Below are 20,272 nucleotides of genomic sequence, written 5' to 3'. Positions count from 1 at the left end.
AGAATTGGGCTGTGGTGGTAAAAAGCCAGCCACTTAGTTCGGGCTAACTTTCCACGTCGTCGAACGAGCGCGCCCCCATTTCTCGATGTCTACGTCGTCGGACTTCTCGGCAAGTTTCGGCAGCCGAGACCCCACCTGCTTGGATGAGAGGCCGAGGTGTTTGGCGATGTTTTTCGCGCGGAAATAGCGCTCACCGCCCGACACGCTGTCGCGTAGGAATTCGAGGATACGCTGTTCCTCGTTGGTGAACTCAGTCATCCTCACCACCAATACGTGCCAGATGGCCTTAACCATTATCCCCTACAGAACAAGTGCTGATTTCGCGTCAGTTCGAGTAGGCGTGGCTCGCGGATACTGCGAGGATACCGGCGATGATGGCCGCGGCGAAACCCCATGCGGCGGTTTCCGTCCCCGGTGTGACAAATGTTACCCCCGCACACACAAACGCGACGAGCGTGAACAGCACGGAGAGACCAACACCCATATCCGTCGAAACTACCTGATTTCCTGCCATATGTCCTCTTTGCGGGAGGGCTGACTTAGTTCATTCTACTCGCGTGCAATTCCGTTATTGACAGAGAGACAAGTCGGGAAGTTTTTGGTGTCACTCCGCAGGAACCGCATATGGTCGCGGAGAAACTCAAGTCGGTATTACCGGTTGGAAAGCGAGGATTTCTCGCCCTGTTTTTCGTCGTCGTACTCGTCGGGGGCGCGGTGTTTACCGGCGTTCTCGGCGCACCGCGCGTCTCCGGCGTGGACAACGAGTTCGGCGACGTAACGAACGAACGAACGGAAATCGGAACGGCGCTCGTCGTGGACAACCCGAATCCATTCAGCGTTCAGGTCGGCAACACTTCGGTTGACTACACCGTCGAGATGAACGACGTGGAGATGGCGAGCGGCCACCGCTCGAATATCGCGCTCGACCGGGGGGAGACGACGCTCGGGTTCTCGACGCAGATGCAGAATCGAAAGATTCCGGCGTGGTGGGTCACTCACATCCGGAACGACGAACAGACGACGCTCCGGATTCAGTCCGAGGTTCGCTCGTCCGCCGTCGGTCGCTCCGTACGCGTGCCGTACGAGGACGAAATCGAGACGGACATTATCGGGCAGTTCAACTCGACCGAAACGCGCCCGGTGAACGCGAGCGCCCCGTTTGTCTCCGACCCGGTATTGTACGTGAACGAGACGGGCGCGAATTGGGGTTCAGTGACACAGGAACGGACACCGATTCAACTGCGAATGCGGGCGTACAACCCAAAATCGATCCCCTACACGATTTCGGAAATCGGCTACGAGATGACGATGAACGACGTTCCGGTTGGGAACGGAACGACCGCACAGCCGTACACGATCCCGGCGAAATCCGAAAAAACGCTTCGATTGCAAGCAAACATCCGGAACCAGCAACTCGACGACTGGTGGGTGAGTCACCTCGAAAACGACCAAGTGACTGAGCTGCAAATCGAGTTCCACGCGAAAATCGACCTACCGACCGGCGACACGGTTCGCGTGCCGCTTCGCTCGATGACCTACGAGCGACAGATCGAAACGGAAATCTTCCAGAACGACTCGGCGGAGGGTGCGTTGGACGACGTGAATCCTGCGCCCGGTTCGACGACCAGGAAGACGACTGACGGTGAACCGACCGACGAAACGGAAACCGTCGAGGAAACGACCGGGACGACGCCGACTTCGGAATCAGGTGACGGAACCACCACCGTGGAGACCGACGACGAGACGACCACGGACGACGGCGGACTCCTCGGAACACTGCTCGCTGTCGAATTGTTTGACGGTCGCTGACGCGCCGACCAGTACTGAAGAACCGACCATCGCTGAATATTCCCGCCACCGACAGAGTTTTTATATTGGCCCAACCATGTCTGCGTATGCCACGGAGTACTCACTCTCCTGGTCGAGTTCTTCTCGGGCGATGAGAGTGCTGTAACGGCAACGAGAGACGGTGAATCGATTGTACTGGCCATCGACGGACAGGACTACGAACTGTCGCGCGAAACAGCGACGCAACTGCAAGACGCCGTCGGCGATGCGTTGACGGAGCGCCAAGAGTTCTTCCGCACCGCGGGAACCTTCCGCGAGGACGGGAGCTACGAGGTGTCTCGGAGAGGTGCCGACTCGGCAGGGAACGCCAAGGTGTTCCAAAGCTTCGATGCGATGGCACGACTGTTCGACCGCCTGCCGGACGAATTTTCCGCGGAAGACGTGGGGCGAACCGGAATCACGGGGTCTCGCCGACACCTGCTGGTTCGTCACTTCGCGGAGCATCCCGACTTCCCGTGCCGGATTTCCCTGCACAATCCGCTGACCGCGGAAAAGGAGGCCGAAGAATCCGGTGTCGGTGGGTCCGACGGAAACGCCGAGGTGGGAGCAGACTGAAAACTCGTTCCACTCATCGAAACAATCGGCAAAAAACGAGTCACCACACAGCGTTCAATTGATAGTCGTGTGTTCGCTCTCTTCGTTCAGCGCCAAATTCGCCGCGATTTCCGCATTTCGCATGGCGTACTGGGCGGTCTGCTGGAGACTGACGAGCACGTCCCGAACTTGCAGGAGGTCGTCGTTCGACATTTCGGGGAGGTCGGAGAGGATGTCCGATTCCCGGTCCCCGAGTTCGTGGAACTTCCGCCGAACTTCGAGCGTCATATCGTAGTCCCGCTCGACCGCGGCCTGTACCGCCAGCGCGGTCATATCATCCACCTGGTCGGTGAACTCGCGGATTCGCCGCATCGTGCCAGTATCGACTTCGAGCGTATGCCCGTTCGCTTCGAGGACGATGTCCGCGATATCCTCGGCGTTGTCCGCGGTCAGTTCGAGATTTTTCGCAATCGAGCGATAACCGATGAGCGGGAAACCGCTGTCCAATCCGACTGCGCGAGCGAGCGTCGGGTTTTCGTGCGCCGTGAAAATGAGACGAAGGAGGAGGACGAAAATCTTGTTCGCTTGTCGCTCGCGGTTCAACGCCCGCTGTGCGAGGTCTGGGTTACCGTGGGCCAGCGCCTTTACCGCCTCGCCGCGCATGGTGCTGCCCGTGTTCTCCAGTCGCTCCAGCAGGTTGTCCAAGTCGAAATCCTCCGGGTCAACCGAACATCGGATGGCGATGCTTTCGGGCGTCTCCTCGATGACGCCGAGTCCCATCAACTGCGTTTCAGCCTTGTAAACGGCGTTGATGTGGCTGCTTTCGAGCGTGTCTTCGCTGACGACGTGGATGACGCGTCGCCCGAGAACGTACTGCGCGACGATTGCGCGCTCGACCGCGCCAGCGTCCAACTGTTCCGTGTGAATCGTCGCTTCCGCCTCGTCGTCGTGGGCGGACTCCGGCAGAACGGTGAGCGACCCTTTTCCGCTGATTCGAAGAGACACTTCGTCGCCCTTTTCGACTCCGTGTTCCTGTGCCCACTCCGCGGGAAGGGTCATCGCCAACGTCGATGGCCCCAATCGCTGAACCTTCCGTGTTTCCATGTCCTTTAATTTCTCCACCAAACCTTAAATGTCGCCATATGCCAACAACTGTCTTGATTCGTACATTCACGCGGAGAGATTAAAAATTCATTCGACTTTCATCATCCGACGTTCGAACCGTCCGACGCGTACCTTTCGCCATCCGCGCAGAGATTCGTTCGCGGATTCGTCACCGGTATCGACGTGTAGGACGCCGATGTCGTCGAGTTTCGTCTTCGAGGCGACGACTTCTACCCCGGACTGGCGAATCACGGCGGGCGAAATCTGGTGGTTTCCCCGCCCGAAGATAAATCCCTGCCCGCCAATCGGCGAGACAATGATTACGTTTCGCTCCCCGAGGGCGGACAGGATTTCCGTTTCGCTGGCGTCGCGGGTCAGTACCTCGCCGTCGCGCCACACGTCCACGCCGAGTGGCGACCCGTTGAATCCGAGTTGGGATTTTATCGCCCCGACGGTGCTTCCCGGCCCGAGAACGTAGGTTGCGCCGTCCTCGACTTCGTCGGCGACCCCGGCGGCGAGGCTTTCGACGGTTCCGCCGCCGAGTTGTTTGCTCGATTGGAGCGATTCCGCCACGGGAACGCGCGCAATCGCTCGCAGTTCGGCACGAACCTCGCCCTCGCGGTAGGCGTCCTCGTCGATGTCGTTCACCTCGCGCTCCTCCGTGCGGTCGAATCCGGCGGCGACTCGCCCCGCCGCCTCTGGCGTAACCGCGAACACGGACGAGTATATTTTCACCCCGGCGGGCACGCCGAGCATCGGGATTTCCGCATCCGTCTCCGAGAGCGTTTCGGCGACATCGACCGCGGTTCCGTCCCCGCCGACGAACAGAATTAAATCGACGTTTTCCGCCGCGAGTCGGCGAACCGCCTCGCGGGTGTCCTCTGCGCTCGTTTCGTTCTCCCCGTCGTCCTTCGACGGTTCGCCGACGATTTCCGGGTCGAATCCAGCGCGTCGTGCTTCTTCGGCACCCATCTCGTCGGCGTAGGTCAGGATTTCTGCCTCGGGGGCCCGTTCCTTGAGCGCGGACAGGGCGGCCTCCGCCCTGTCCGGCGCGCGTTGTTTTGCCCCGCGCTCCCGCGCTTGCGCGACTTTTCCGTCTGTTCCCTTCAGGCCGACTCGCCCACCCATGCCAGCGATGGGATTGACGACCACGCCGATTCGCATGGCTGTGGGTTGGGCGGCGCGAATAAAAGGCGTGTGGGCAGTGGCGAAATAGGTCCTGTCTCGCCCGTTAGTCGTCGCTCTCTTTCACTTCGTTGTGCGCCTTCTCGTTCGGCGGTTGGAGGTCCGGTTCCATTCCGTCGAGGTTTTGTTCTCGGATGAACGAAAACGACCCTTCGCCGTCCACCGATTCACCCTGTGTCCACGGCTGTTGGGGGTCGTCCGGTTCGTTGATGTCGGTGGACATGAACGAGTAGTTGAACTCCTGATGTTCCATCTCGTCCGGGAAACTGTCCGGAACCGGCAGGTGGTCGAACATGTCTTCCGGGTCGCCCAAATCCTGTAGAAGCGCGAGCCACTGATTCTGGTGCATCGTGTCCCGCGCGATGAGGTACGACAGCATGTCCTTCATCCCGTCGTCATCGGTCATCTCCCACAGTCGCGTGGCGAGCAGTCGTCCGGTCGATTCGGCCATCACGTTGGCGTACATGTCCGCCACGAGGTTGCCGCTCGCGACGATACAACTTCCGTTGAACGGGACACCGTTGCTATCGACGGGCATCGCGTGCAGGCCGGACGAAAGCACCTGTCGGGGTTGCATCCCGTTCATCGCCGCCGAGACGGCGTTGTCCTGTCCCATCTGATTGCGCAGTTCGACCGGCGCACCTTCGAGATTCTTCGCAACCGCCGTCGCCAGCATTTCTATGTGTCCGAGTTCCTCCGCGGCGGTTTCCAACAGCGCGTGGCGGTATTCGCTGTGTTTCTGCGGAAGCGCCCACGCCTGAAACAGGTACTGCAGTGCTACCCGCATCTCCCCCTCCACGCCGCCGATGGCCTGCTGGAGCATCTTCGCAAACTCCGGGTTCGGTTCCTCTACTTCGACTGTGTACTGGAGTTTCCCATTGTCGTGGTAAAACATCGTTCCCCACCGCAATCGAATCCAGCAAGCGTTTCAATAAGTGTAGTGGCTTTCGCGAAAGCGTTCGATTCGTCTCGAATTACGCCGCGGCAGAAGTCCGCCGGTAACAGTAAAAAAGCGGCCAGAAGAATCCGAGCGCAAGAAATCCTTCCGCAGTTGCCAGCGGATAATCGAATTGTCCGCTGAGATAGAAACCGAGTGCCCGACTGCAACGAACGCAGCCGTTAACGGGCCTGTTTTGTACTCCTGCAAAATGGCAAATATATCGAGCGTACTGGTAAACTATTTATAGCCGTCATAAATAATCGTAAGTACAAATCGGGACGAATCGAGCAGTCCTGAGGACAGTTCTCAAACCTTAAGAGAGAGCGCCGACAACCGCCGCACATGATTCCAGTCGCAGACCTCGCTCCGCTCGCAACGTTTCCCACCGAAGCCGTCAGCATCGCCGTTCTCGTCGCCGCAATCGGCTCGGTCGCCGCGTGGATGGCGTACTTCTATCGATAGACGAACGAACCGTTTTCAGGGTCGTTCGACCCGCTCGCGGAGCCACCCGGCGGCGCTCTGCACGATTTCTTCGTCCGACCCCTCGATTTTGACGCGAACGTGGTCGCCCGGATAGCTACCCACTTTCACGTCGAATCGTTCCTGTAGTTCTTCGAATCGGTCGATGAGCGCGCTTTCGGGTTCGTCCGCCGGAACGACCTGTCTGAAATACGGATCGCCGTCGAACTCGTCGGCGACGAGCTCGAACATCGCCTTCATCTCCTCCGGCACGCCAGGAAGGATGTAGATGTCCTTGATTTCCGCGCCGGGCGCGACGCCGACTTCGTTCGGAAGCATTCGGGACCCTTTCGGGAGATTGGTCGTCCCGGAAACGAGGTCGGCATGCGAGTAGTCCGAATGATTCTCTATCCACTCGACTGCCTCCGCGTGCTCTTCGACCGGAACACCGACAGCGGCGGCGACACCCTCCATCGTCAAATCGTCGTGCGTCGGGCCGAGTCCGCCCGTCACGATGACGGCGTCGTACTCGGCCAGCGATTCGTTCACCACGCGGGCGATGTCGGCCACGCGGTCGGGGACGACGTGTACCCGTTCGACCGAGACGCCGCGCTCGGTCAAACGCTCGCCCAACCATGCCGCATTCGTGTTGACGGTGTCGCCGGAAAGAATTTCGTCTCCGACGGAAATCAGCGCGATTTTCATATCGAATCGTGTGGCCCGATGAAGAAAAGCCCTACTGCATCTCCCGTCCCGTCGTTTCTCGCTCGTCGCCGCCGTCCCTCAACCGACACCCGCCTATCGCATTCCTGGCGGCGGCCCGCCGCCGAAGTCGTCGTCCGTGATGTCCGTGTTCAAGCCCATTTCTTCGCGCTTCCGTTCGAGTTCCCGAATCTGGAGTCGGAAGTACGCGAGTCCGACCAATCCGGCCACCAGCGCGATGCCGACCACGCCGCCGAAGAGGAACTTATCACGAGCGAGGTAGTAGCGAACCGAGATGTTATCCGCGTCAACCGGTTGGTCCCAGATGACGTGGACGCGCCCGTCCTGAATCTCCGTCGAGTAACTACCGGGACGAACGTCGCTCAACAGAAACATATCGACGCGCATTCCCTTTGGAATGATAACCTCGTAGGTTTGATCGTTCAGATGAGTCGGAACGGCGAACGTCTTCCCCTGTCGTGGCGCTGTGTACGCCAGTTTGCCCTCGCCCTGGGGCGGCGTGATGATGGTCTGTTCTTTCGTCTTTTTCACTCGAATCTGTTCGTGTCCTGCGACCGTTCCGTTCGGGTACTGAAACTGTACCGACGAAATTTCGACGGGTGCGCGCTCGCCGAGCGCCTCTTCCTGGTGAATTTCGAGCGTCGTCTTCCCGTCCATCTCGTAGATAGCTCGGTACTGGTCGCTGGTCACGTTGTAGGTGACGTTCTGCTCCGTGTTCCAGTCGTACGACGCCTCTTTCCCGAGTTGGTCGTCGCTTATGCTTCCGGAGCCGAAAATCGACGTACAGCCCGCGCTGATGGCGAGAAGAGCGAACAGACCGAATGCGAGGACGAGGCGTCGATTCATGGAATTACGCAACGGATCTCCGCGGGGATGTAGCCCCCGATGCTGGAGAGCAGTCCCGGCGGGTCGGTGTTTTCCGTACAGATGATGCTCTGCTCCAGCACGCCGAGGCGTTCGACCGTCACGATGTCTTGGGCGTGTCCAGCGCGATTGACCGTCGCGCGAACCTCGCCGCGGGTCGCGCTGTTGACGTTCACTCGACCGTTGCCGCGCGTCCAATCGAACAGGCGGTCGCGCTCCTCGTCGGCGAGGCGGGACGGGTCGTCCTCGCCGCCGTAGACGAACCGCATCGGGAGGTGTTGTACCAGCCCGAATCGTTCGATAATCTGTTCGGGTTTGCCGGGACCCAGTCCGAGTTCGGACGCCGGAATCCGAACGTCCTGCCCGGCGTCGAGGACGAAGCCGTCGTCGTCCCACGATTCGAGCGTTCCGACGTACACGTCTCCTTCGCGGAGGTTCGGCGTCACCTCACCCCACTCCTCGCCGAGGACGTTTCGGGCGACGACTTCGTCCTCCCCCTCGACCGTCACCGAGACGAAATCGTCGTGACGGACGCCGATGTCGTACTCCACGTCCAAGTCGCCAAGGGCGTTGCCGATGAGTGATTCGAGTCCGTCGAGCGCCCGGCGTTTCGCCTCACCGCTGACGTACACTTTGGTTGCGAGAACGACCATTATGCACCGAGTACCTCGACATTAAGTTCCCGTTCGAGTTCCTCGATTCGTTCTTCCATCGACGTGACGAGCATGGAGTTCTCCATGGATTCGAGCGGCGAGCCGCATTCGGGACACTCGAAGCCGAAATCCATCGCTTCGCCGAACTCGAATCGCAGAGAGCAGATTTCACAGAGGTAGAACTCGTGGTTTCGTTCGTACTCTTGGCGCTGTTCCAGCGCGTCGAGCAGGCGGTGCATCTCCTCCTCCAGATTCTCCGGAATCTTGTCGTACTCGAAGGTCCACAGATAGGTGAGCCAGCCCGAATCCTCGTCGCGTAGTCGGCGATACGTCGCAAGGTCGTTCTCGTAGAGGATGAACAGTGCCCTGCGAACGTCGTTGAGTTCGAGGTCGAGTTCCTCTGCGAGTTCCTCGTCGGTGACCTCGCCGTCCGGCGGCGCGGCGGCAACCGGCATGCCCTTCGGCCCGACCAGTTCGTGGAGGTACTTCTGAATCACCGGGTCGCTTAGCAGGTCCTCGAAAGCCATTGATATGTTATATCGGGTCGTTCATCTGTTTAAAACCATCGGGAGACAGTTGGAGTGCTTTGTTTCGTGTTTTCCGTGTCGGTATGATTCGGTGGGTCTCGACGGAGTGGTTCGAATTAAGAGGACGCGATTTACACCGGTGGAGGATTGTCCGGGAGCAAGTCACGACTCCAAATATACCGCCACCGCAAGCCACATACCTCTCCAATCGTACTCGCTTCGCTCGTCCCTCGCGCGGCTTTGGTGCGGAACCTCGGACGTGAAGGCATGCTGGAGTCGTGCGAGGGATGAGCATCGCAACGACCGCAGGGAGTGAGAAGCGCAGTCGGTTGGGGAGGTGTGTGGCCCGCGGTTGCGGTCATGTGTTGGTGTGATTTGCTTCCGACAAGCTACCGTGTTTCAATCGCGTACTACTGGATTCGTCGTGGTGGTTTCGTTGGTGTCGGCAACTGCTAACAGCACCTCGACACCAATCTAAATCATTCACAGCTCATCACAGTTCCTTCCGAATTACCGAATATCGACTCCCGAATGTCACCCTTCAACGAACCGCAAAATGACCCGTCCAGTCAGAAATCCAGCTATCGATCCGGCGACCCCAATTAGTCCGAACCCCAGCACGAGCGCCCAGAGTGGCGCGTCCGCGGACGAAACGCCGGTCACCAACTGCCGAACTACGGACACGACGCCGAACGACACCGCCGGAACGACGCCGACGGCGAGGCTGGCGAGCAGACCACCGCCGCGAAACGTGCTAATCGCGGAAATCATCGGCGGCGCGTAAAACAGCGATACGGGAAGCAGGAAGTCGTAGGCGAGACGCGACCCCGACCCGCTTCCGAGCAGTACCACGAGGAAAAGTGCCGAGACCACCCCTGCGAATCCCCCGACGAACACCGACCAGTGGCGCACCCTCCCCTCCTGTCGACCCCACAAAAACCGCTCCGAAACTGTTGCCATCCAATCGAAATGCAACGTCAACCAAAATAAATGTTCAGCCAAGAATCGAGAAACAGTTTTCCCGTCGCTCTTCGAAGCACCGACCAGCATGGTATACAGTGACACCGAAGCGGCGTCACGCGATGAGCTACGGGCATTGCAGGATGGCCGACTCGTCGAAACGGTCGAACACGCCTACGAGAACGTTTCCTTCTACCGAAACGTGTTGGACGAGGCGGGGGTTTCGCCGGACGACGTGGAGAGCGTGGAGGACATCTCGAAGCTTCCGTTCACCACGAAAGAGGACTTCCGCGACAACTACCCGGACGGGATGTTCGCGGTTCCGCGCGAGGATATTCACCGGATTCACGCCTCGTCAGGGACGACCGGAAAGCCAAAAATCGTCTCTTACACGGAAGACGACCTCGGCGTCTGGCGCGAGGTGATGGCCCGGTCGCTCGCCGCAGCGGGCGTCAAACCGAAACACGTGGTGCAGAACGCCTACGGTTACGGCTTGTTCACGGGGGGGCTCGGATTCCACGACGGAGTACAGGAACTCGGTGCCTGCGTGATTCCGGTCGGTGGCGGAAACACCGCCCGGCAAATCGATATGCTTCAGGATTTGGAGAGCGACGTGCTTTCCTGCACGCCCTCGTACTGCCTCTACCTCGCGGAGGCCGCGGAAGAACGGGGTATCGACCCCCGAGACCTTCCGCTTTCGACGGTCGTCATCGGCGCGGAACCGTTCACCGACCCGATGCGCGAGGAAATCGAAGCGGCGCTCGACGTGACCGCGGTGGACGTGTATGGCCTCTCAGAAATCATCGGCCCGGGGGTTTCCATCGAATGTGCCGACGTGCAGGACGGCCTACACATCTGGGAAGACCACTTCTATCCCGAAATCATCGACCCGACCACGGGCGAACCGCTTCCGGAAGGTGAGGAAGGCGAACTCGTCATCACGAGTCTGACGAAGGAAGCCCTTCCCGTTTTGCGCTATCGAACCGGCGATATGACCAACCTGAACTACGAGCAATGTGACTGCGGGCGAACCATGGTTCGCATGGGCAACGTCACCGGTCGGGCGGACGACCTACTCATCGTTCGCGGCGTGAACGTCTATCCGAGCCAAATCGAGGAGGTGATGGTTGACCTGGACGCCGTCGCACCGCACTACCGAATCGACCTGACGCGGGACGGAAACTTAGACCGCATGAAAATTACGGTCGAGTACCACGAGCAGTTCGAGGCCTCACCGGAGGAACTCAAGGCAGAAATTCAGGCTCGACTCGGCGAGGTACTCGACGTAACGCCCGAAGAACTTGAAGTGGTCGAACCGGGTGCCATCGAGCGAACGGAGGTTGGAAAGGTAAAGCGCGTCTACGACCACCGGTAACGTAAACGAATACCCGAACCCGCGCGGAAATCGGCGATTCGAAAATGCCGATTTCCGTTACAGCACCGACCGAAACTACAACCACCGACCGAGAAGAGAATCCCGCTCGTGCGGGCGTTCGACCGTAACGACCGTGTTGTGTGCGGACGAGCGAACTTCACCGATGGTCGAACCGAAGACGAACTCTCGAAGTCTCCCCTTTTGTGGCGCACCCATCACCGTCATGTCGTAATATTTCGACTGCTCGATAATCGCGTCGGTAGCGTCGTCGGCTTCGAGTACCCACGTATCGAAGTCGTCGAACTCGCCGAGTCGATCGCGTGCGGCGGAGACGTACTCCTCCGCATCGTCCCGTCGTCGCTCGTCCGCACCGGTTTCGATGACGTGAAGCAGTTCGACCCACGCGCCGTGTGCTTGTGCGACGTATCGGGCGACGTCCACTGCTAATCCCGAGTGGGGGCCGCCCGAAACTGGAACGAGAACTGACGAAATTGTTTTCGAAGCGTGGCTTCCGCCGACGGTGAGAACGTCGCAATCGACGCTGCAAGCGAGGCGCGCGGGAACGTTCCGGCCCAGCGGATTCGACCGCGTCGCCGAACCTGGGTCGTCTATCACGACCGCTCCGGCCGAACAGTCCTGGCTCACCTCGCCGACGATTGACGGGAGCGATCGACCGACGCGGGCAGTTCCCCGCGTTTCGACGCCCGTATTCGGGCCGAGAGTCGTTTTGAGCGCCCGTTCGGCCGTTTTTTGGTGTTCGTCCAGCAAATCGTCTGAACCGTCGAACTGCGTCCCTGATGGTCGGACGACCGGATTGGCGAGGATGACGTCACCTTCCCACTCATCGGCGATCGAGGCGGCAAACTCAACCGTTCTGTCGGTTGCCATCCCGTCGAAGAGCGGAACGACGACGTTTCGGCGGGTGGATTGGCCACCGCTCTCCGCGCACAATAGCGAGGGAGTCCACGGAGCGGGACTCACATACATACTCCACGCGAGTTTTCGAGAGCGTATAAATCCCGTGGATTGATTACCCATTCCGAAATTCACAGCGTGGATGTTCTGGGTTCGATTGTATGACCGCTGGCGAGCGTTGAGTTGCTATTTTCGAAGTCAAACGTCTCCGACAAAATGCAGTGAAGTCGAAGCGGGCGAAGCGAAAGCTACGGTTTGTACACCCGGCCCCGGAAGATGGCGATCGTCTCCCCATTCGCGTTCTCGCCGTCGGCACGCACGTCAACTCGATAGGATGCAGTCCGCCGCGTTTCGTCCTCTCGTTCCGCAACCGCGACTAGCGTTTCCCCGACCTCTGCCGCGGCGAGATAGGACATGTTCGTTTCGAGTGCGAGCGCCGCATTCCCCTCGGAGTTAGACGCCGCCGCGAAGGCGGCGTCCGCGAGTGAGTAGACGACACCGCCGTGCGGCGTCCCGTGGAAGTTGAGCAGGTCGTCCGTAATCGTCAGTTCGGTTCGCGCACCGCTCGGTTCGAGGCTTGTCAGTTCGATGCCGAGCGTGGCACAGAACGGATCGGCTGCGATTTTTTCGCGGTGGTCGTCGGGAATCTCCGCCATAATCCGCATCAGTGCAGTAGTTACTTATATTCTACCCGAGAGGGTGACGATATGGCGTACAGCTACGAACCCCACTACTTCGAGGACTTCGAGGAAGGCCAGACGTTCGAAAGCGTCGGTCGAACGGTCACCGAATACGATTTCGTTCAGCATTCGGCGTTCACGGGCGACTGGACAGAACTCCACACGAACAAGCATTACGCCGAGGACGAATACTTCGGCGAGCGCGTCGCCCACGGCCCGATGACGTTCTCCCTTGCGACCGGTTTCGTCTACCGCTGCGGTTTCTTGGAGCGCACCGTCCTCGCGTTCCTCGGCATGAACTACATGGACATCCCCGCGCCCGTCAGGATGGATGACACCATTTCGCTCGACATGGAAGTCGTGGAGACGAAAGAGCTGTCCAGCCGCGAGGACTCCGGCCTCGTCGTCATCGACACCACGATGACCAACCAGGAAGACACCGTCGTCTTCGAGGGCGACATGAAGTTCCTCATCAAGCGCGAAGAGTAATCGGCGATGTGTATTTTGTCGGGGAATCGTTATTCGAATTGTTTGACCCTTCCGAACGGGCTATATTTCCACGAATAAATAACGAGATATGGTCCCTGATGCGGTCGTTATCAGCGTCGTCCTGCTCTCTTTCGGCTTGCTGTTTTTCAATTAGATGCGAGTGTATCCTCTCACTCGGTCGATGACGAACACGATGGCGCGGCGCAGGACGCAGCGCAGGTCGTGTTGTTTTGGCGGACGACGTCGGCGGAGTTGTCGAGAACGACGGCGTCGCCGGTCACGCCGAACGAGCAGTTTGAGACCCGACTGTTCTCGCTGTACTGCAACAGGACACCGTCCCGGTCTGTTCCCGCCTGTTCCACGCAGCAGGAATCGAAGACGGAATCAGGGCGGCCGTACACGCGGAGGGCGGCGCTGCCGGGATACCCGCTCGCCGTGTGGTTCGCGTCTCCCGTCACCTGAACGTTCGTACACGAAACGGGCGCTGGCGTCGTGTCCGGTGCGGCGGCGTACATCGCCGCGGTGTCGTCGGTATCGACTCGGATCCGGGTGTCGCGAATCTCGTGCGTTCCGCCTCCGACGACGACAATCGCACCGTCGCTAACCGTCTCCGCGGTGAGGTTCACGTCGCAATTTTCGACCGTGGCATCGGACGCGAACAGCCAGATACCGCGCATATTCGTCGGGAACGAGTCGTCGGAATGGGACGAGTCCACGGTCACGCAACAGTCACGAACCTCGCTTCCCGCCCCGGCGAGTCGCACGTTTGCGATGTTGTTGTTCCGGTACTCACCGCCGACGACGCGGACGGTTCCGGTGCTTTTACTCGATTGGTAGAGACCGTTGTTCGGGAATCCCGCGAGGTGACAGTCCCGAAACTCCAATTCGCCGGTCGTGTTCATTTCCACAAAGAGACCGACTGCGCCGCTCCCGTCCGGAGCACCGTCCGGCGCACGAAGGTTCTCAACGAGGCCGGTTCCGGATGTTGTTCGAACGCCGAACAGAAACGGCCCTTGTGACCCGTCGTGACTGCCGCGGTGAAGCACGTCCCGGACGAGCAGTCCATCATCGACGATAAGCTGCATTTTCGGCGCTTCCGGCGCACTACCGACGTCGTGCGTGAGACCTTCGTAGAGAAGGTTGTACGAGTCCTTCCCGCCGAGCGACAACCACACCGCGCCGGAATTTCCGGTCACGTCGTCCTCCGTGTCAAGGACGATAGTTGCGCCCGATTCGACGCCAACCATTCCGAAGTCGTGGAGTCCGTTGCCGAAATCGAAGGTGAAATCCGTGACGCGGTACTCGCCCTGCGGGAACTCCAGCTTCGTATTGCTTTGGATGTTCGCATCGAGAATGTCGTCGATGGGTTCCTCCCCGGTCGGATCCATGCCGAGGTCGGAGACGACGTTGTACACGGTATCGAATTGGAAATCGTCGGAGTCCGTGGTTTGGTCGGATGCAGTGGAGTCCGCCAAGCCGGTCGCTGTGGCGGTGACACCGCCGAGAGTTGCACCGGCGACCATCGAACTGCTCGCCAGTTTCAGGTACGAGCGCCTGTCGATTTTTGATGGATTGGAAGCCGTTGTATCAGAGGGTTCGCTCATCTCGATAACAGTACAGGCGTTAATTTATAAGTTTAATTCACGCATTTTTTATTAAAATAACTAAATACGTTCTCGGTTCTTCTTAGAGCGAGGCGGAACCGAGTAGCCTATCTTTTTCACCCCCAGCGCGAACTATCGCGTATGCCAATCGACATCCTCGAAGACGAGAACGAACCTCGAATTATCGACACCCACGCCCACCAGCCGACGAAAGAGTTCTTGGAGGACGCTGGCGGTCAAATGATGGAGGACGCCGCGAACAAGTTCGGCGCGAAGATGGAGACGGACACCTACGATTCGTTCGTCGAGGAATACCGCGAGGCGGGCATCGGTCGGACGATTCTGCTCGGTTGGGACGCGGAAACCAACACCGGCAATCCGCCGGTGCCGAACGACTACGTCGCCGAAATCCGCGACGAGTACGATGATTTCTTCATCGGCTTCGGCAGCGTCGACCCGCTGAAGGCCGACTGCGTCGAGGAGGCGGAGCGCGTCGCCAATGACCTCGACCTCTCCGGGTTCAAATTCCAGCAAATCGCGCAGGGCTTCGACCCGAGCGACCCCGAACACGAGGAACTGTTTTCGACCATCGAAGACCTCGGCGTTCCAGTCGTCTTCCACGGCGGTAACTCGACGCTCGGCGCGGGCGCACCCGGCGGGCGCGGCCTGAAAATCAAGTACGGAAATCCGATGCTCATCGACGACGTGGCCGCCGAACATCCAGACCTCCAGATTCTCCTCGCGCACCCCGCCTTCCCGTGGGAGCAAGAACAGCTCGCCATCTGCCAGCAGAAGGGCAACGTCTACATGGACCTCTCCGGTTGGTTGCCGAAGTACATCGACGACCAGGTGCTTCACTACGCGAAGTCGCTCCTGCAAGACAAGGTGATGTTCGGTACCGACTACCCGATGATTCGACCCGAAAAGTGGTTGAACCAGTTCGAAGAACTCGACTTCCCCGAGGAAGTCGAGCGCAAGATCCTTTGGGAAAACGCAGAAGAGTTCCTCGACCTGTGAGAACGGCATGCGTTCTGCAGTAGTGGGAGAACGAAACGCGAGGGCGAGATAAGCACCTCGACCCCGATTTTTAGGCGACGTATAACAAGGAGTGGTGCGAGCGATACAGTTCGATTGATGGTTAACGTTCGACTCGGGCAGCGGTTTGCATCCGTCGCAACCCTCCCCTCGCCGCGGACGAAACTGGTGTATCTCTATCTGCACGTTGTGGGCGGTGCGACGGTTGAAGAGCTACACGAAGCGTTAGGAATTCAGTATCTGGAACTCTACAGCGCCCTGCGCGTCCTGCGGGAGCGCGATATCGTCCGAAACGAACGGAGCGTCTACCGCTGCCGTGCGCACGACGAGGAAACCAATAATCCAATCGACGGGCGCTTCTCGCGGATGCAGTAGCGTCGGCCAATCGCCGGTCTTCCACCGCATAACTATGTACGAAACTACGGAAGGCAGGTTCGTGAAGAGATGTCCACAGTAAATCGAACTGCCGAAGATGGGTACGTCGTGCGGTGGTACGAGGAGCGCGATTTGTCCGGATTTCTCTCGCTCGACCGCGCCGTCTTCGGGCGAAACCGGAGCGAACGCTGGTTTCGGTGGAAGTACGTGGATAATCCCTACATCGACCACGTCCCCGTGTTCGTCGTGGAGAAGGACGGCGAAATCGTCGGTACGCGGCCGTTCCTCGCGTTTCGAATGCGTACCGGTTCAGAAACGGTACTCGCACTGCAACCGGCGGACACCATGGTGCATCCGGAGCATCGGCGACGGGGGCTGTTCACCCGGATGACGAAACACGCAATCGACCACTACGCGGGCGGCGAACCCGCGTTTTTCTTCAACTTCCCGAATCAGCGTTCCAGGCCCGGCTACCTCAAACTCGGCTGGCAAATCGTTGGCGACCGAAAAACGTACTATCGGATCCAGAACCCGTCCGTCTTCTTCCGGGATGCTCGACGCGGAAAACGCATTCGGTCGCGGTTTCTCGATTTCGCGACCCCGTTCGTGCGTCGTCTCCACGGGCTGAATCGCTCCCGGACGGGACGATTCCGAACGAACGGTCCGTCGGACGGTTCGGGAACTCCGACGGCTCACTCGGTTACTCGCTATTCGGGCGTCGAAACGTCGATTCTCACCGAACTGTACCGCGCTACACCGCCGGATGTGGTTCATGCGCTCCGCGACGAAACGTTCTATCGCTGGCGGTTTTCGAGCCCCGCGTGGGAACGCGAAACCTACGTTGCGCGTGAGCGCGGCGACGGGGTCGCCGCAATCGTGGTACGGACGCGGACGACGTCGAATGGGGTAACCGTGACGCAACTCGCGGACGTCGTTCCGCTGGTCGAAAGCGAATCGAGAAGTCGCGCGGTCGCACGACTTCTCGACCGAATCGTCCGCGAGTACGCCGGTTCCGACCTCATTTCGGTTACGCAAGGAGACCTTCCCGACGAACTGCTCCGCGAATTCGGCTTCATCAGCGATGCGGTGCCACCCCTATCGTGGATGTCGGATTTCGACTGTCGCCTCGTCGCGCTTCCGCTCAACTGCGAAAACTGGTCGCTCGGCGACAAACGACTGAGCCAGCGGTCGAACTGGCACATCTCGTTCGGCGAGCGAGACACCGCGTAGGAACCTCTTACCGCGACTCTGACGGGCCATAACAAAATCCCGTGACGAGAAATTCAGGGCGACAGATGGGAGACAACACTCGAAGCGTGGTGGCGTCAGTCGCACGAATATATCGGTTCGCCCTCTTGGCGGCGAGTTTGCCGGTCGTTCTCGCGGAATACTTCCGCCCCGAAACGGGAGCCGAGTACGGCGTCGGACTCGTCGATAAGGTCGTCTTGGCCGCGAGGATGGCGCGGAACAACGTGAAAATACAGACCGGTTCGACGTTTCTCGAACATCTCGTCATCGCCACGAAGGTGCTGACGATTCCCCACGAGGACGACGGCAGTTTGGTCGAGTGCGGCTGTTACAAGGGCGGGAGTACGGCCAACCTCTCGCTCGTCGCCGGACTCTGTAATCGACCGCTGGAAGTGTTCGATTCCTTCGAGGGAATGCCGGAACCGAACGAAAACGACCGAGAACACGTCCTCGTCAAGTCGGAGCAAATCCACACTTACGACGAGGACGCGTGGGGTGCGCCGATAGAGGAAGTTCAAGAAAACATAGCTCGGTACGGCGACGTTTCAGTCTGTACGTTCCACGAGGGATACTTCGACCGGACGATGCCGGAGTTCGAACAACCGTGCGTTCTCCTCTTTTTGGACGTGGGACTCAGAGAATCCGCGGAAACCTGCCTCGAACATCTTTGGCCGCTCCTTCGGTCGGGTGGCTACTGCTTCACGCACGACGTGAAACACATGGAGATTTCCACCCTGTTTTTCGACGGCGATTGGTGGCGGGAGACGCTCGATACGGAACCGCCGGGATTGGTCGGTGCTGGAAGCGGCCTCGGCCTGCATCCCGAACACAACGGATTCGGGAGCCTGCTCGGCTACATCGTGAAGAATCCAGAATCGTCCGTGTTCGAGATGGTCGCCGAAGACGGCGAAGGCGAAAACTGCGTCGAGGTCGTTCGGAAAGGAAACGACTGAGGCGGTTCGAGATTCGGAGAGGATGTGGACGATCTCGAATCGGCCCACAAGCATTCCGCAAAATAGGAGAGCCACAACAGTAATTCGTGGTCGCGCGGACGACGTAACCGAGAAGATGGTATCGCAAACTGGAGACCGGTGGGAGTACAAAACTATCAGACCACCGCGTGGCAGTACGAAAAAAGAGTCGATAGACCCCGTTAACGACCTGAACGACCTCGGAGAGGAGGGATGGGAGCTCGTCTCGACCATCGAATATGTCGGCGGCGGAACGAAGTATCTTGTTTTCAAGCGACCGAGATGGTGGGAGGGTGAGAACGAAGATGAGTGACGGGAATGATGGAGAGATAAGCACCGCGAACACGATGCGCGAACGGGCCGGAGAGAGTCGCATCAAACTCTGGTTGGTCCTCGGCGCGCGACGCCTCGTCGTAACCGGTGCGATAGCCGTCGTCTTCTTCGTCTCGTTCGTCGTCGCCGGAACGGTTCTCTATCCGCCGTTGAAGTCCGAAATCGCCAGAACGGACACCATCGAGACGATGTTCTCCACCATGATCGGCGCGAACATCACCGGGACGACGCTGGTCGTCACCATCAGCCAGTTGGTCATATCGCAGGAAAACGGTCCGCTCGGCGACCAACGCCAGCGAATGAGCGATGCGATGGATTTCCGGAACTTCGTCGGGGAACTGCTCGGTCACACGACGCCTTCCGACCCCTCGGCGTTCCTGAAGGAGATAATCAGCGCGACCGAGAGTCGGGCGTACGAACTCCGGGACTCGATCGGCGAAGACGGAAACGAGGAGCTGCGCGAGGAGTTAGACGAGTTCGTCGACAGTCTCACCGGGAACGCCGACACGGTCAAAGACCAACTCGACGGCGCGGTGTTCGGAACGTTCGACGTGTTGTTTGCGGCGCTTAATTTTAACTACTCGTGGAAGATTTTCCACGTCGAGCGAATGCGCGACGAGTATTCCGACAGCCTCGACGACGAGCAACACCGGCTGTTCGAAGAGTTGAAAACCTCGCTGTCGATGTTCGGCCCGGCGCGGGAACACATCAAGACGCTCTACTTCCAGTGGGCGCTCATCGACCTCTCGCAGTTGATTCTCTACGCGGCGATTCCCGCCCTCTTCGTCGCAGGTGCGATGCTCGCGTTCGTCGGAAGCGGGACGTTTACCGGAACGACGCTCGGCGTCACGGACATCCTCTGGGTCGTCTCGGGCGCGTTCACCGTGACGCTCGTTCCGTTCATGTTGCTGGTTTCGTACATCCTGCGAATCGCCACGGTTGCGAAACGAACGCTGGCTATCGGACCGCTGATTCTGCGTGACTCACAACGATGACGAGGGGAGAAAAGACGGACGAACGATCATCCTGCCTCTCGCGGCGGAAATTCCTCGGTGCGACCGTCGGCGCTGGAATCGGGGGTTTGAGCGGTTGTCTCACACTTAATCCGAATGTGAGCGTCTCCGGACTCGCCGATTCTCAGATTTTCGAAAAAGTGTCAGTCAGCGACTCGTGGGCGAGCGGGCGCGTGGTGGCGAGCGTCAGTCTCACGCCGACCGCGACGACGGAATCCGGCGTCCGTGACCTAACCGTCATCAGTTCCAGCGGAACCGAGTTCGACACGGCGGCTGTGCGGAGTGGACAGACCAAGAAGTCGATTTTTCTCCCGGTCGGAAAATCGACGCTCACTGCGGTCGATTTCGACGGAAAAACGGTCGAGAGCGTCGAAGTAACGGTTCGCGGGAACAAGCTCCTCTGATTGGGGCACGAGTTTCTTACCGATACCGACCCT

24 protein-coding genes are annotated in these 20,272 nt (G+C 59.3%); 11 read left to right on the top strand and 13 right to left on the bottom strand.

Features of this window, described 5'->3' with window-relative positions:
- Positions 1 to 33: 33 nt before the first annotated feature.
- Both LIX15_RS20040 and LIX15_RS20035 read right to left on the bottom strand, forming a co-directional pair.
- Positions 34 to 258, bottom strand: coding sequence for a DUF7123 family protein (locus tag LIX15_RS20040; RefSeq protein WP_076429064.1), 225 nt, complete (start codon positions 256 to 258; stop codon positions 34 to 36).
- A gap of 67 nt (positions 259 to 325) precedes the next feature.
- A complete protein-coding gene (locus tag LIX15_RS20035) occupies positions 326 to 514 on the bottom strand; it encodes a DUF7525 family protein (RefSeq protein WP_227775338.1) in 189 nt (62 codons plus the stop codon).
- Between the two features lie 110 nt (positions 515 to 624).
- Between LIX15_RS20035 and LIX15_RS20030 the strand changes: the two genes are divergently transcribed.
- The gene (locus LIX15_RS20030) at positions 625 to 1,809 is read left to right on the top strand and encodes an LEA/WHy family protein (RefSeq protein ID WP_227775337.1); all 1,185 of its coding nucleotides are present in this window, start codon (positions 625 to 627) and stop codon (positions 1,807 to 1,809) included.
- 174 nt (positions 1,810 to 1,983) lie between these two features.
- Positions 1,984 to 2,403 (top strand): DUF7528 family protein, encoded by a 420-nt coding sequence (locus LIX15_RS20025; protein ID WP_425556730.1) that lies wholly within the window; start codon positions 1,984 to 1,986, stop codon positions 2,401 to 2,403.
- A 54-nt stretch (positions 2,404 to 2,457) separates the two neighbouring features.
- Here the strand turns inward: LIX15_RS20025 and LIX15_RS20020 are convergent, their stop codons facing one another.
- The 8 genes from LIX15_RS20020 to LIX15_RS19985 all read right to left on the bottom strand — a co-directional run bounded on the left by LIX15_RS20020 (position 2,458) and on the right by LIX15_RS19985 (position 9,797).
- Positions 2,458 to 3,486: a phosphate signaling complex PhoU family protein gene (locus tag LIX15_RS20020; protein ID WP_227775335.1), complete on the bottom strand. Its 1,029-nt coding sequence runs from the start codon at positions 3,484 to 3,486 to the stop codon at positions 2,458 to 2,460.
- Between the two features lie 87 nt (positions 3,487 to 3,573).
- Positions 3,574 to 4,650, bottom strand: a complete 1,077-nt coding sequence (locus LIX15_RS20015) for an ATP-NAD kinase family protein (protein WP_227775334.1) — start codon at positions 4,648 to 4,650, stop codon at positions 3,574 to 3,576.
- A 67-nt stretch (positions 4,651 to 4,717) separates the two neighbouring features.
- Positions 4,718 to 5,566 carry a manganese catalase family protein gene (locus tag LIX15_RS20010; protein ID WP_227775333.1) on the bottom strand — a complete coding sequence of 283 codons (849 nt, stop codon included), beginning with the start codon at positions 5,564 to 5,566 and terminating at the stop codon, positions 4,718 to 4,720.
- A gap of 522 nt (positions 5,567 to 6,088) precedes the next feature.
- Entirely contained in the window at positions 6,089 to 6,775 is a 687-nt protein-coding gene (locus LIX15_RS20005; protein WP_227775332.1) for a competence/damage-inducible protein A, read from the bottom strand.
- 93 nt (positions 6,776 to 6,868) lie between these two features.
- The gene (locus tag LIX15_RS20000) at positions 6,869 to 7,639 is read right to left on the bottom strand and encodes a DUF5803 family protein (RefSeq protein ID WP_227775331.1); all 771 of its coding nucleotides are present in this window, start codon (positions 7,637 to 7,639) and stop codon (positions 6,869 to 6,871) included.
- Positions 7,636 to 8,310: a DUF2110 family protein gene (locus LIX15_RS19995; RefSeq protein ID WP_227775330.1), complete on the bottom strand. Its 675-nt coding sequence runs from the start codon at positions 8,308 to 8,310 to the stop codon at positions 7,636 to 7,638. Before LIX15_RS19995 ends, LIX15_RS20000 begins: the two co-directional genes overlap by 4 nt.
- On the bottom strand, positions 8,310 to 8,837 hold the full coding sequence (tfe, locus tag LIX15_RS19990; RefSeq protein ID WP_227775329.1) for a transcription factor E: 528 nt from the start codon (positions 8,835 to 8,837) through the stop codon (positions 8,310 to 8,312). The genes LIX15_RS19995 and tfe overlap by 1 nt, the downstream gene beginning before the upstream one ends.
- A 534-nt stretch (positions 8,838 to 9,371) precedes the next feature.
- Complete coding sequence (locus tag LIX15_RS19985) at positions 9,372 to 9,797, bottom strand: hypothetical protein (RefSeq protein WP_227775328.1); 426 nt, start codon at positions 9,795 to 9,797, stop codon at positions 9,372 to 9,374.
- 88 nt (positions 9,798 to 9,885) lie between these two features.
- Between LIX15_RS19985 and paaK the strand changes: the two genes are divergently transcribed.
- A complete protein-coding gene (gene paaK / locus LIX15_RS19980; RefSeq protein ID WP_227775327.1) occupies positions 9,886 to 11,172 on the top strand; it encodes a phenylacetate--CoA ligase PaaK in 1,287 nt (428 codons plus the stop codon).
- Between the two features lie 75 nt (positions 11,173 to 11,247).
- On the opposite strand, the gene LIX15_RS19975 is transcribed toward paaK, so the two are convergent.
- Positions 11,248 to 12,159, bottom strand: coding sequence for a universal stress protein (locus LIX15_RS19975; protein ID WP_227775326.1), 912 nt, complete (start codon positions 12,157 to 12,159; stop codon positions 11,248 to 11,250).
- A 176-nt stretch (positions 12,160 to 12,335) separates the two neighbouring features.
- A complete protein-coding gene (gene paaI, locus LIX15_RS19970) occupies positions 12,336 to 12,743 on the bottom strand; it encodes a hydroxyphenylacetyl-CoA thioesterase PaaI (protein ID WP_227775325.1) in 408 nt (135 codons plus the stop codon).
- 51 nt (positions 12,744 to 12,794) lie between these two features.
- Here paaI and LIX15_RS19965 point away from each other — a divergent pair, with 51 nt between their 5' ends.
- The gene (locus tag LIX15_RS19965; protein WP_227775324.1) at positions 12,795 to 13,256 is read left to right on the top strand and encodes a MaoC/PaaZ C-terminal domain-containing protein; all 462 of its coding nucleotides are present in this window, start codon (positions 12,795 to 12,797) and stop codon (positions 13,254 to 13,256) included.
- Between the two features lie 170 nt (positions 13,257 to 13,426).
- Here the strand turns inward: LIX15_RS19965 and LIX15_RS19960 are convergent, their stop codons facing one another.
- On the bottom strand, positions 13,427 to 14,860 hold the full coding sequence (locus LIX15_RS19960) for a right-handed parallel beta-helix repeat-containing protein (RefSeq protein ID WP_227775323.1): 1,434 nt from the start codon (positions 14,858 to 14,860) through the stop codon (positions 13,427 to 13,429).
- A gap of 141 nt (positions 14,861 to 15,001) precedes the next feature.
- Here LIX15_RS19960 and LIX15_RS19955 point away from each other — a divergent pair, with 141 nt between their 5' ends.
- The 7 genes from LIX15_RS19955 to LIX15_RS19925 all read left to right on the top strand — a co-directional run bounded on the left by LIX15_RS19955 (position 15,002) and on the right by LIX15_RS19925 (position 20,239).
- On the top strand, positions 15,002 to 15,877 hold the full coding sequence (locus tag LIX15_RS19955; protein WP_227775322.1) for an amidohydrolase family protein: 876 nt from the start codon (positions 15,002 to 15,004) through the stop codon (positions 15,875 to 15,877).
- Between the two features lie 117 nt (positions 15,878 to 15,994).
- A complete protein-coding gene (locus LIX15_RS19950; protein ID WP_227775321.1) occupies positions 15,995 to 16,270 on the top strand; it encodes a helix-turn-helix domain-containing protein in 276 nt (91 codons plus the stop codon).
- Between the two features lie 69 nt (positions 16,271 to 16,339).
- Positions 16,340 to 17,500: a GNAT family N-acetyltransferase gene (locus LIX15_RS19945; protein ID WP_227775320.1), complete on the top strand. Its 1,161-nt coding sequence runs from the start codon at positions 16,340 to 16,342 to the stop codon at positions 17,498 to 17,500.
- 65 nt (positions 17,501 to 17,565) lie between these two features.
- Positions 17,566 to 18,471: a TylF/MycF/NovP-related O-methyltransferase gene (locus tag LIX15_RS19940; protein WP_227775319.1), complete on the top strand. Its 906-nt coding sequence runs from the start codon at positions 17,566 to 17,568 to the stop codon at positions 18,469 to 18,471.
- A gap of 115 nt (positions 18,472 to 18,586) precedes the next feature.
- On the top strand, positions 18,587 to 18,802 hold the full coding sequence (sp36, locus tag LIX15_RS19935; RefSeq protein ID WP_227775318.1) for a Sp36 family protein: 216 nt from the start codon (positions 18,587 to 18,589) through the stop codon (positions 18,800 to 18,802).
- Positions 18,795 to 19,817, top strand: coding sequence for a DUF7972 family membrane protein (locus LIX15_RS19930; RefSeq protein ID WP_227775317.1), 1,023 nt, complete (start codon positions 18,795 to 18,797; stop codon positions 19,815 to 19,817). Before sp36 ends, LIX15_RS19930 begins: the two co-directional genes overlap by 8 nt.
- Entirely contained in the window at positions 19,814 to 20,239 is a 426-nt protein-coding gene (locus LIX15_RS19925) for a hypothetical protein (protein WP_227775316.1), read from the top strand. The genes LIX15_RS19930 and LIX15_RS19925 overlap by 4 nt, the downstream gene beginning before the upstream one ends.
- Positions 20,240 to 20,272: the final 33 nt, after the last annotated feature.

This window comes from Haladaptatus pallidirubidus (assembly GCF_020700235.1).
Taxonomy (GTDB): Archaea; Halobacteriota; Halobacteria; order Halobacteriales; family Haladaptataceae; genus Haladaptatus; species Haladaptatus pallidirubidus.
Note: the sequence above shows the minus strand (reverse complement) of the source record. Positions and strands in the feature narration are given on the sequence as shown.